This window comes from Sediminitomix flava (genome assembly GCF_003149185.1).
Taxonomy (GTDB): Bacteria; Bacteroidota; Bacteroidia; order Cytophagales; family Flammeovirgaceae; genus Sediminitomix; species Sediminitomix flava.
The window spans coordinates 1183131-1194516 of sequence record NZ_QGDO01000002.1; the positions used below are offsets into that span (position 1 = coordinate 1183131).

An 11386-nucleotide genomic window follows, 5' to 3' on the forward strand; every position below is an offset into this window, starting at 1 on the left:
TTTCTTACTCATAACGGTAGTTTCTTACCAACAAGTTTGAGTAGTTGATTTAAATAACTAATCTGAAAATATAGATGGCAGAAGGCGAAAATATTATCCCGATTAATATCGAGGATGAAATGAGAGGTGCCTACATCGATTATTCGATGTCGGTAATTGTCTCAAGAGCACTTCCTGATGTTCGAGATGGATTGAAGCCTGTTCACCGCCGTGTGTTATACGGTATGGCTGAATTGGGCTTAAGCTACAACAGACCTTATAAAAAGTCTGCCAGAATCGTAGGTGAGGTTTTGGGTAAATATCACCCACACGGAGATTCTTCGGTATATGACACTATGGTTCGTTTGGCACAACCTTGGTCACTACGTTACCAATTGGTAGACGGACAAGGTAACTTCGGGTCGATTGATGGTGATTCTCCTGCAGCCATGCGTTATACTGAGGCGCGTTTGAAGGAAATTGCTGGTGAAATGCTTGCTGACTTGAAAAAAGACACAGTAGATTTCACCCCTAACTTTGATGATTCCTTAAAAGAACCAAGTGTATTACCTGCGAAAATCCCTAACCTTTTGGTGAACGGAGCTTCGGGTATTGCTGTGGGTATGGCTACAAATATGCCTCCTCACAACTTGACAGAAGTGGCAGCGGGTATCAATGCATATATTGACAATAACGATATTACGACCAAGGAACTTGCAGAATTTGTAAAAGGTCCTGACTTCCCAACAGGAGGTATCGTATATGGTTATGACGGTGTTCGTAATTACTTGGAAACGGGTCGTGGAAGAGTAGTTATGAGAGCTGTAGCTGGCTTTGAAACTACGAAAACAGGAAGAGAGCAAATCGTAGTTACTGAAATTCCTTACATGGTCAACAAAGCGTCTATGATTGAAAAGACAGCTCAGTTGGTCAACGAAAAGAAAATCGAAGGGATTTCAAATATCCGTGACGAATCTGACCGTCGTGGTATTCGTATTGTTTATGAATTAAAGAAAGATTCAGTACCAGAAGTGGTATTGAACATGCTTTACAAACATACACAGCTTCAGTCTACATTTAGTGTAAATAACATCGCATTGGTAAAAGGACGTCCGATGACACTAAATATCAAAGACTTGATTTCTGAGTACGTGAAACACCGTCACGAAGTGGTGGTACGTCGTACACAGTTCGAGTTGGATGAGGCAGAACGCAGACTTCACATCTTAGAAGGTTACCTTATCGCTCTAGACAACCTAGACGATGTAATCGCTTTGATCAGAGGATCAAAAGATGGTGATGTCGCTCGCCAAGGCTTGATGAATGATTTCGATCTTTCAGAATTACAAGCCAAAGCAATTCTTGACATGCGTCTACAACGCTTGACAGGACTTGAAAGAGATAAAATCTTAAACGAGCATAAAGAAGTTCTTGAACTTGTTGAGCAATTGAAAGCTATTTTGGCTAGTGAGGAATTACGTATGAACATCATTCGTGAGGAATTGCAAGAAGTTGTTGACAAGTACGGAGACGAAAGACGCTCGAAAATTGAATACAACGCAGACGATCTTGAAATCGAAGACTTGATTGCCGATGAAGAAATGGTAATTACTATTTCTAAAGAAGGCTACATCAAGCGTACGCCATTGAAAGAATTCCGTCAGCAAAACCGTGGTGGAGTAGGTTCTAGAGGTGCTAAATCTAAAACCGATGATCATACTGAACATATGTTCGTAGCTACCAACCACAACTTCCTACTTATCTTTACCAACACAGGTAAAGTATACTGGCTAAAAGTATTTAAAGTACCAGAAGGATCGAAAACTGCAAAAGGTAGACCTTTACAGAACTTGATTCAAATCTCTAGTGAGGAAGAAGTACAAGCAGTAGTTAACGTCAAAAACTTGAAAGATGAAGACTACATCAACAACCATCACTTGATCTTCGTAACAGAGCAAGGTCTAGTGAAGAAAACATTGCTTGAAGCTTATTCTCGTCCGAGACAAAATGGTATTGCAGCCATCAACATCAATGAAGGAGACAAACTTCTAGATGTACAAATGACTACAGGAAGCAGTGAAGTCATCGTTGCTGTTCGTTCGGGTAGAGCTATCCGCTTCAACGAAAGTGCAGTAAGATCTATGGGACGTAACTCTACAGGTGTTCGTGCTATTCGTCTTGACGATGGTGGAGATGACAAAGTAGTGGGTATGGCTTGTATCACTGATTCTGAAACAGAGTCTTTACTTGTAGTTTCGGAAAAAGGATACGGTAAACGTTCTCCAATTGCCGATTACCGTGAAACGAACCGTGGTGGTAAAGGTGTGAAAACACTTAATGTCACTGATAAAACAGGTAAGTTAATCAGTATCGACAACGTAACAGACTCAAATGATCTTATGATTATCACCAAGTCGGGTATTACTATCCGTATGGCGGTAGAAGGTTTGAGAGTTATGGGACGTGCTACTCAAGGTGTTAAATTGATCCGTTTGAACGGTGAAGATGAAATCTCTTCAATTGCTAAAATTGAGATCAGTGAAGAAATGCTAGAAGAAGCAGAAAACCTTGAAGGAGAAGTTTCTACTGAAAATGCAACAGAAACACCAGATAGTGAAGCATCTACAGACAACTCTACGGAAGAATCTGCAGAATAAGCACTATTAGAAATAAAATCTAAGCCTGTATTTCCATCGGAATACAGGCTTTTTTATTTTGTATCCCAATGACTTTTCGCCCATTCATAATTTTCATTTTCCTCATCCCTTTTGAGCTATACGCACAAGAGAAGTTTGACGTACTCAGAAAGCAGGCGCTTCATTTTGCCCAAATTGGAAAAATTGAAGAAGCATCTAAGCTCTATGACTCACTTCTTTACCTAGGAGGAGATCGTTATCTATTGGAAGAAGAAAAATACATGGCGGCAAATGTTTATTGGAGTAGCGGCTCCAAGTCTGAAATTGAAAATACAACCAAAGCCGTTTCTTTTCTGAGAAGTATAGACAATGATTCTTTAGCCTCTGATTTTTATAAAGAATTCGCTTCTATTCAGCTCGAAGAAATCTATGCATTTGCATACAGTCGAGCAGAATTTCATATCATCAACAAAAGGTACCGAAGAGGTTTAGAATGGCTAGAAATAGCTTGGGACATTGATCATAAAGACAAAAGGCTACGCCAGTTACTATTAGCCACAAGTCTTTTAGTAAATGATACAGAGCGTTTTAGCAGATACATGGAGTTACTTTACATTGATGGAGCAGGCTCGCCAGAAACTTATAACATTTGGCTAGAAATAGAATGGCGCTCGGGCAATCGAAACCTCGCAATTTCTCAACTCAAAACTCTCTTAAAAGCTTTTCCTGAGTCTGAAATTCTCATTTTACGCATGATTCAGTTTCAATTAAGATTGGATGAATTTGAGAAAGCACAGACCTATCTCAACCAACTTCCTTCAACTCCTGACAGGAAAAAATATAAAAAGCTATATCACGCGCTTATAGAAGAATACAGCAACCAAGAAGAAAGTGCATTAAAGTCTTATGCCCAAATCACGAAAGAATTTCCTAATTTTTTTGAAGGACATTACAATGAAGGGCATCTTCATTATATACTGGCTTTGGAACAAATTGATGATCTTAACAAAAAATTTAATAAGATTATCAAGCAAGAGAAAATTTCACGTCAAGACTTCCAAGTATTCAGAAAAGAAATCAACTATCACCTCACTCAAGCCTTAAAATCTTTTGATAAAGCACAGAAAATCCAACCTGAAAACCTAGAAATTCTACGTATCAGAAGCACAGTTTATCAGCTCCTCAACAAGGATAAAAAACAAAAAGAACTCGATTTATTGATCGAGTATGCTGAACTAGATTGAATTTTTTGTGATTTTTTATAAAAAATATGATAAATATCCTTGAAGCTTGAAGGATAACTACGGAATTTGGGGCTTTCTCAGAACAATTTTTCTGTTATTTTTGCAACAGGAAAGGAATAAGTTGTACTATATATATAAACAAACAGAATATTCAATGAAATTCGTGAAAAGATCAGTTGCAGTTCTTTTAACTGTAGCTGCCGCAAATGGTGCGTATGCACAAAGCGTAAGCAAAGCTGATGCAGCTCTAGTTGCAGGAGACCTAAACGAGGCTAAAACTCAAATTGAAGGAGCGATTGACAAAGAAATCGCGAAATTGCAAAAGAAAGGTAAGCCTGTAACAATCAAAGGAAAAACTCTTTTGGTAAAAGGTAATGTATACTCAGCAATTGCTTTGTCTGACAGCTCAATTTTTGCTGATATGCAAGAAGCAGCTATTGACTCAGCTTTGTCTGCGTACAATACAATTAAATCACAAGAGAAAGAAACGAGTGCTGTTTATAAGGATGCATGGGTAACTTATGCTGCGGGTGAAAACTCAACTTATATTCAAGGTAAAAACAGTAAGGTTCAAGACCTATACCAAGGTTTCATGAACAAAGGTGGTACTGCTTACAATGAGGAAGACTTCAACTCAGCAATGGAAGACTTCTTGACAGCTAGTAACATCATCTCTACAGATACTACGGCTATCTTCAATGCAATGATCTGTGCTCAGCAATTAGACGAGCCTGATACTGAAAAAATCCGTGAGTTGAGTAAAACAATGATCGAAAGAGGTGCTACAAACATCGATGCACACAGATTGTTGATTCACTATACAATGAGTGAAGCACAAGAATTCGAAACTCAACTTTCTGAGCTTGATGTTCAAAAGCGTCAAACTACGCAAGAGCAACTTCGTCCGCTAGAAGAAACTTTGGCTGATTACAAAGACAAAGCTGAGGCGAACAAAGCTTACATGAAGAAAAGCAAAGCTGCAAAAGATCGTTACAACAAATTCTCTAAACTAGCTACTGAAACTGAAGCGAAAATTGCTCCAGTAAAAGAAGAAATTGCTGGAATCGAAGCAAAAGAAGCTACAGCGAAAGAAGAAGCTAACAAGATATATGCTGAGACTTTGGGTTATGTAGAGAATGCACTTGAGGTACACCCAACAGATGCTAACTTGCAACAAACTAAAATCGTTTTATACATGAAAATGGATAAAATCGATGAGGCAATTGCAGAAAACAAAAAATCTTTGGAAGCTGACCCTAGCAACCCTGAGCTTTACTTCAACATTGGTCTTCTTTACTCTAACAAAATGGATGTAGCTAAAAAGGCTGAGAATGCTGAAGAAGCTGCTGAATTGGAGCAAAAGACTATCGAGAGCTACAACAAAGTATTGGAGTTGAATCCTAATCACTATGGTGCACTTGTAAACATCGGTGACTTCTACTACCAAAAAGCTAACGGTTTCAACCGTGAAGTTGAGAACTTGGTAGACTACACTGGTAAAGTGAAAAACTCTAAGGATAAAGCTAAAGTTGATGCATTGAAAGCTGACTTGATCGATAACGCTACAAAAGCAAAGGATTACTTTACTCAAGCACAATCGAACCAACCAGCTGGCGATTCAAACAACTTCGAATTATTGATCAACCGTGCTGATCGTATGATCAAGAACAACCAATAATTCTTAGCTGATTCTACTTTAGAATCATTAGCAACAAACCCGAACTTATTCGATAAGTTCGGGTTTGTTATTTTTGGGGAGATCATAAGATTTTTTTCAGTAATGAAAAGGAGATCGATTTTGAGCAATACAAACATTTAATCCATGAATATTACTCCTTTGCTATCAAATCCGCTTCAAGCGTATAAAACATACAAATAGAATTCATTACTTTTGCAAGTCGAAAATTTGATCGCCCTAGAAAATAGAGCAATAGAAAATACAGAAACAGTGGTAGATACAGAAATTAAAAAGCGAGACATCCGAAAAGTAAAGTCTGCGGAAATCAAAGCATTTTTGGTTGAAAATGGAGAGAAGGCATTCCGTGTCAAACAAATCAATGAATGGCTATGGAAGAAGTCTGCCCAATCTTTTGAAGATATGACCAACCTTTCAAAAGGAACACGTCAATTATTAGACGATCACTTTTTCTTTTCTCCGATCACGATCAACACCAAACAACAAAGTAATGATGGTACGATCAAATCCACTTTCAAACTTCATGACGAACATCTTGTTGAAGGCGTTTTGATCCCTGTACCTAGTGAGCCAAGAATGACAGCTTGTGTTTCTTCTCAAGTAGGTTGTTCTCTGACCTGTACTTTCTGTGCTACAGGTAAAATGGATAGAATCAGAAATCTTGATCCTGCAGAAATCTATGATCAAGTTGTAGCGATTCATAACCAAGCGGAAAAATACTTTGACAATCCACTCACAAACATTGTGTATATGGGAATGGGAGAACCACTCTTGAACTATGCCAATGTTTTGAAGTCAATTGAATATATCACTTCACCAGAAGGACTTGGAATGTCTCCAAGAAGAATCACGGTTTCTACCGCAGGTATTGCGAAAATGATTAAGAAACTGGGTGATGATGAAGTAAAATTCAACCTTGCACTTTCTTTACATGCTGCAAACGATGTGAAGCGTAATCAAATTATGCCGATCAACGAATCGAATACTTTAGAAGCACTAAGAGAGGCATTAAAATACTACTTCCAAAAAACAAAGAATCCTGTTACTTACGAATATATTGCCTTCAATAAATTCAATGATTCGCTAAAAGATGCGGAAGAGCTTTATCAATTCTGTAAGCACCTTCCTTGTAAAGTGAACATCATTGAGTATAATCCAATTGAAGATGCTGAATTCACGAAATCTGAAGGAGACAGACTAGATAAATTTAGTGAATACCTTCGTAAGAAAGGGGTGAATGTTCACGTCAGAAGAAGTAGAGGAAAAGATATTGATGCGGCATGTGGTCAGCTTGCAAATAAAGACCACGCAGAAAGTGAAATCAAAGACTAAACTAAGAAAATAGTGCAATAATATATTTTCTTAAAAAAGGTGTTTTTGACAAATTTCATTTTCGTACTCAGAATAAATCCCATAAATTTGTTCAATACTGCTTTTCAAGAAATGTACTTGTAAAGCACTTTTTGAGATAAAACAGGAGACATGAATAAAGAAGTAAAAGTTCATAAATTTTTCCTTATCAGTTTGTTTGTCATTTTCATTGACCAACTATCAAAAATCCTTGTCCATAATTACATGGAGATGGGTACTATAGGAGAAATCTATGTATTGGGAGACTGGTTCCGACTACATTATCTACTAAACCCAGGAATGGCTTTCGGGATGGAATTTGACAGCGAGTATGGTAAATTCTTCCTTACAAGTTTCAGAATTTTAGCCTCATGTGGTTTGGGATATGCCATCTACTATATGGCTAAAAAGAAGACTCATCCAGGCTTTCTGATTTGTTTAGCGATGATTATGGGAGGTGCAATTGGTAATGTTATTGATAGTGTGTTTTATGGAGTACTTATCGAAAATAATGCAATTCCAGGCTCACCTACTCCTTGGTTCCACGGTCAAGTAATCGATATGCTTTATTTCCCTATGGTAAAAGGTATTTACCCTACTTGGTTCCCAATGATCGGCGGAAAACCATTCTTGTTCTTCAGCCCTGTTTTCAACATCGCTGATTCAGCAATTTTCTTAGGGGTTGTATTCATTATGATCTTCCAAGGAAAGTTTGCCAAACACGATGAAGAGATGGCGAAACTAGCCTCTGAGTCAGAAAAGAAAGAAGGAATTCACTAAGAATATTTAATATAAAAAAGGGATAGTATTTGAATACTATCCCTTTTTTGTGCCTAAAAATTTACTGATTCCAGATCTCCCAAGCTCCTTCTGCTTGACCGATCAACATCTCATGACCATTTTTAGCTTTAGCTCCTTTATCTAAGCCTTTCTGCATAAACAAAGTCACCTCTGGGTTATATACTAAATCCATTAAGTAATGATCTTCTGTGAGGTACTCATAAGGAATATTCGGAAAAGTATCTTCTTTCGGGTACGTACCTAATGGCGTTGTATTGATGATTAAATGATATTCTCCCATAAGCTCTTCACTCAGCTGATCATAACTCAAGATATCCTCTCCTGCATTTCTACTCACATATTTATGCGGAATATTTCGATCATCCAAAACAGCTCTAATAGCTTTTGAAGCACCTCCAGTTCCAAGAATAAGCGCCTTCATATTATGATGAGGCAAAAACTTATCTAAAGAACGAGCAAAACCAATATAATCTGAATTATAGCCAACTTTCTGACCGTTTTCTTCAAACTTTATTACGTTTACTGCACCAATCCTTTCCGCAGTCTGAGGATCTAGCTTATCTAGAAATTGAATGACTTGTTCTTTGTAAGGAATAGTCACATTCAAGCCCGAAAAATTATTTTCAGAGATCAAATCTTTGAATTCCTCAATCTGAGCAAGTTCATACAACTCGTATTGAGCATCAGTAATGTTTTCTCTTTCATATTTATCTGCAAAATATTTCTTTGAAAAAGAATGTGTCAAAGGATACCCAATCAGTCCATATTTTTTCATATCTAAAAAATAATTAAGCCTATAAATATTTTAACCTACTAGAATTTCTACCATACCATCACTCCAATACTTCTGAGCCATGCGTTGTACATCATCAGCTGTAACCGCATGTATTTCTGAAATGTATTGATCTAGATGCTGATCTGTCAAATGATGAAAATGCTTCAATTTCGCATACTCCATCAATGACACAGGTGTATTGATTGACTTGATGTACTCGCCTGCAATATAGTTTTTCACAAGCTCTAACTCCCCTTCATCTACTTTTTCGTCACAAAGAATCTGAATCTCCTTATAAATTTCTTGGAGTGCTAATTCTCTATCATCTTTTTTCACATCAGCCCCAATTGTCCAATAGCCTGTTTTCTTTGGGAAAGAGCAAGAAGAATGTATTCCGTAAGTCAATCCTTTTTCTTCTCTGATGTTACGCATTAAGCGAGAACCGAAATAACCACCCAATATCTCATTAGCAACTTCAAAAGGAACTTTATCCTCATGCTTAATATCAAAAAGGCGTTTACCAATTCGGATACTAGTCTGAACAGCTTCTTCTTTTTCTATATATTCTTTGCTACCAACCAACGCATCAAAAGAAACTTCTGGTTCTGCAGGTAATGCTTTTTCAATCTTTATTTGCCCCAGCGTACTATTCAGGTCTTCTAAAATTTTCTCATCTACTTTTCCTGCTAAGAAAATTTCAAACGCACTTCCTTTCACTTGCTCATTATAGTGATTAACGGCATAGGATAGCTGATAATTATTAATAAATTCTTCAGAAAGCTCATAAGCCATCGGATGACCTTCTCCAAATAGCTTTTCTCTGAATTTTTGCCCTGCCAAATAGCTATTTTTCTCAAGGTTAATACGATGTCCTTGAATACTTACTTCGCTAATATGCTGGAATTCCTCCTCAGGGAAAGTTGCATCTGCCAGCATTGATGAAACCAAAGCTGTCGATTCTTTTATGAATCGATTTAGGCAATGTAATTCAATAATTAAGGATTGGAAGGAAGCAGAAGTATATACACTTGCTCCAATTTGTTCAAATGCCTCAGCAAGTTCTGCACTTGACTTCTCAGAAGTACCTTCCATTAAAAGTTTAGCACAAAAATGAGCATCCCCTTGATATTTTTCATACGCTCGACCTGCACGGAATAATAGGTGCATAGATGCGATAGACTGATTCCCGGCATTGATAAAATACACAGGTACGCCATTATCTAAAGTGATTTTCTCAGCCTTTTGGATTTCGAAATCTGAAATGGGGAAAGCTTCAGGAGCTATTGCTCTATTCAATGCCATAAATATATGATTAGTAGTTATAAGCCAAAATTGGAGAGAAATACAAAGTCAAACAATTAATTTGATTCGAAGAAATTTCTCATTCTATCAAATTTCTAAAAATTGACTTATTAAAAAAATTACTGAAGGATTTCTTTCTAGCTATAGTTATAAAAAAAGGATAAACTAAGACTAGTTTATCCTTCTGTAGTAGCGGGAACAGGACTCGAACCTGTGACCTTCGGGTTATGAGCCCGACGAGCTACCAACTGCTCCATCCCGCGATATCGCATTACTTCTTTTTGAAAAAGTCTAGTAATTAAAAAGACTTTTAGTAGCGGGAACAGGACTCGAACCTGTGACCTTCGGGTTATGAGCCCGACGAGCTACCAACTGCTCCATCCCGCGATATCGCATTACTTCTTTTTGTGAAAGTCTAGTAATTGAAAAGACTTTTAGTAGCGGGAACAGGACTCGAACCTGTGACCTTCGGGTTATGAGCCCGACGAGCTACCAACTGCTCCATCCCGCGATGTAATTTGCATTAAGAAAATGTGATACCTTTCCGAATTGCGAATGCAAAGGTATAGGTATTTATACGATAATCCAATACCTTTGTTGAAAATAAATGAAATAAATTTGAACAAAGTGTGAAGAATATTGAAAACACAATGTTAAATGACTAGTTTTCAATCTCTTTTAAATATTTCAAGAATATGGCAAATCACAAAGCAGGTTTTGTAAGTATCGTCGGTAAACCTAATGTAGGTAAATCTACCTTGATGAATCAGCTCGTTGGCGAAAAACTTTCGATAATTACCTCTAAAGCACAAACAACTCGTCATCGAATTATGGGAATCATCAATGACGACGATTATCAAGTGGTTTATTCGGATACTCCAGGAATCATTCAGCCAAAATATAAATTGCACGAATCGATGATGGGCTTTGTGAACAGTTCACTAGATGATGCAGACTTGGTTCTTTTTGTGACTGATATTTATGAAAAATATGACGAAGAGGATGTTATCAAAAAACTCCGTTCAATGGACGTTCCAATCGTTCTATTGATCAACAAGATTGACCAAGCTGATCAAGAAAAAGTATTAGCCAAGATTGAAGAGTGGAAAGATATTCTTCCTGTAAAAGAAATCATTCCGATCTCTGCACTTCACAAATTCAATACAAAGGATTTGTTGAACACGATCTTGAACTACATGCCTGAACATGAACCTTTCTTCCCTAAGGACGAATTGACGGATAAACCTGCTCGTTTCTTCGTTTCAGAAATTGTAAGAGAGAAAATCTTCATGACTTACAAAAAAGAGATTCCATACAGTACAGAAGTAATTGTACAATCTTTTAAAGAGGAAGATGATATCATCCGCATTATGGTCGATATTTTAGTTGAAAGAGACTCTCAAAAGGGTATTTTGATTGGTAACAAAGGAATTAAACTGAAACACGTAGGGATTGATTCTAGAAAAGATATTGAAGCTTTCTTCGGTAAAAAAGTGCACATCACTACTTACGTTAAAGTCGATCCGAACTGGAGAGAAAATGCGCGTAAGTTGAGAGAATATGGATACGGAAAAGAGTAGCTTTAAATACTAATAACTATAAA

8 protein-coding genes and 3 tRNA genes are annotated in these 11386 nt (G+C 37.2%); 6 read left to right on the forward strand and 5 right to left on the reverse strand.

All coding sequences use genetic code 11. From position 1 onward, the window contains the following. The first annotated feature begins 74 nt into the window (after positions 1 to 74). From gyrA to BC781_RS11930, 5 genes are all read left to right on the forward strand, one after another. Positions 75 to 2636, forward strand: coding sequence for a DNA gyrase subunit A (gene gyrA, locus BC781_RS11910; protein ID WP_109617843.1), 2562 nt, complete (start codon positions 75 to 77; stop codon positions 2634 to 2636). Positions 2637 to 2704: 68 nt separating this feature from the next. Beyond that, positions 2705 to 3859, forward strand: a complete 1155-nt coding sequence (locus tag BC781_RS11915; protein ID WP_109617845.1) for a tetratricopeptide repeat protein — start codon at positions 2705 to 2707, stop codon at positions 3857 to 3859. Positions 3860 to 4013: 154 nt separating this feature from the next. Next, positions 4014 to 5537 (forward strand): tetratricopeptide repeat protein, encoded by a 1524-nt coding sequence (locus BC781_RS11920; protein WP_109617847.1) that lies wholly within the window; start codon positions 4014 to 4016, stop codon positions 5535 to 5537. A 270-nt stretch (positions 5538 to 5807) separates the two neighbouring features. Continuing rightward, positions 5808 to 6887 (forward strand): 23S rRNA (adenine(2503)-C(2))-methyltransferase RlmN, encoded by a 1080-nt coding sequence (gene rlmN / locus BC781_RS11925; RefSeq protein ID WP_109618037.1) that lies wholly within the window; start codon positions 5808 to 5810, stop codon positions 6885 to 6887. A gap of 150 nt (positions 6888 to 7037) precedes the next feature. Continuing rightward, positions 7038 to 7685: a lipoprotein signal peptidase gene (locus BC781_RS11930; protein ID WP_109617849.1), complete on the forward strand. Its 648-nt coding sequence runs from the start codon at positions 7038 to 7040 to the stop codon at positions 7683 to 7685. 61 nt (positions 7686 to 7746) lie between these two features. Here BC781_RS11930 and BC781_RS11935 read toward each other — a convergent pair whose 3' ends face one another. The 5 genes from BC781_RS11935 to BC781_RS11955 form a co-directional block, all read right to left on the reverse strand. Beyond that, a complete protein-coding gene (locus BC781_RS11935; protein WP_109617850.1) occupies positions 7747 to 8481 on the reverse strand; it encodes a shikimate dehydrogenase family protein in 735 nt (244 codons plus the stop codon). A gap of 30 nt (positions 8482 to 8511) precedes the next feature. Then, on the reverse strand, positions 8512 to 9783 hold the full coding sequence (locus BC781_RS11940) for a M16 family metallopeptidase (RefSeq protein WP_109617852.1): 1272 nt from the start codon (positions 9781 to 9783) through the stop codon (positions 8512 to 8514). A 190-nt stretch (positions 9784 to 9973) separates the two neighbouring features. Beyond that, positions 9974 to 10046, reverse strand: a tRNA-Met gene (locus BC781_RS11945). Positions 10047 to 10097: 51 nt separating this feature from the next. Continuing rightward, positions 10098 to 10170, reverse strand: a tRNA-Met gene (locus BC781_RS11950). A 51-nt stretch (positions 10171 to 10221) separates the two neighbouring features. Continuing rightward, a tRNA-Met gene (locus BC781_RS11955) sits at positions 10222 to 10294 on the reverse strand. A gap of 184 nt (positions 10295 to 10478) precedes the next feature. On the opposite strand from BC781_RS11955, the gene era reads away from it, so the two are divergent. Next, on the forward strand, positions 10479 to 11363 hold the full coding sequence (era, locus tag BC781_RS11960; protein WP_109617854.1) for a GTPase Era: 885 nt from the start codon (positions 10479 to 10481) through the stop codon (positions 11361 to 11363). Positions 11364 to 11386: the final 23 nt, after the last annotated feature.

Excerpts from the sequence above, each read along its gene's own strand:
- BC781_RS11935 (WP_109617850.1), bottom strand. The coding sequence starts at position 8,481 with ATGAAAAAATATGGACTGATTGGGTATCCTTTGACACATTCTTTTTCA.
- era (WP_109617854.1), top strand. The coding sequence starts at position 10,479 with ATGGCAAATCACAAAGCAGGTTTTGTAAGTATCGTCGGTAAACCTAAT.
- BC781_RS11930 (WP_109617849.1), top strand. The coding sequence starts at position 7,038 with ATGAATAAAGAAGTAAAAGTTCATAAATTTTTCCTTATCAGTTTGTTT.
- BC781_RS11940 (WP_109617852.1), bottom strand. The coding sequence starts at position 9,783 with ATGGCATTGAATAGAGCAATAGCTCCTGAAGCTTTCCCCATTTCAGAT.
- gyrA (WP_109617843.1), top strand. The coding sequence starts at position 75 with ATGGCAGAAGGCGAAAATATTATCCCGATTAATATCGAGGATGAAATG.
- BC781_RS11920 (WP_109617847.1), top strand. The coding sequence starts at position 4,014 with ATGAAATTCGTGAAAAGATCAGTTGCAGTTCTTTTAACTGTAGCTGCC.
- BC781_RS11915 (WP_109617845.1), top strand. The coding sequence starts at position 2,705 with ATGACTTTTCGCCCATTCATAATTTTCATTTTCCTCATCCCTTTTGAG.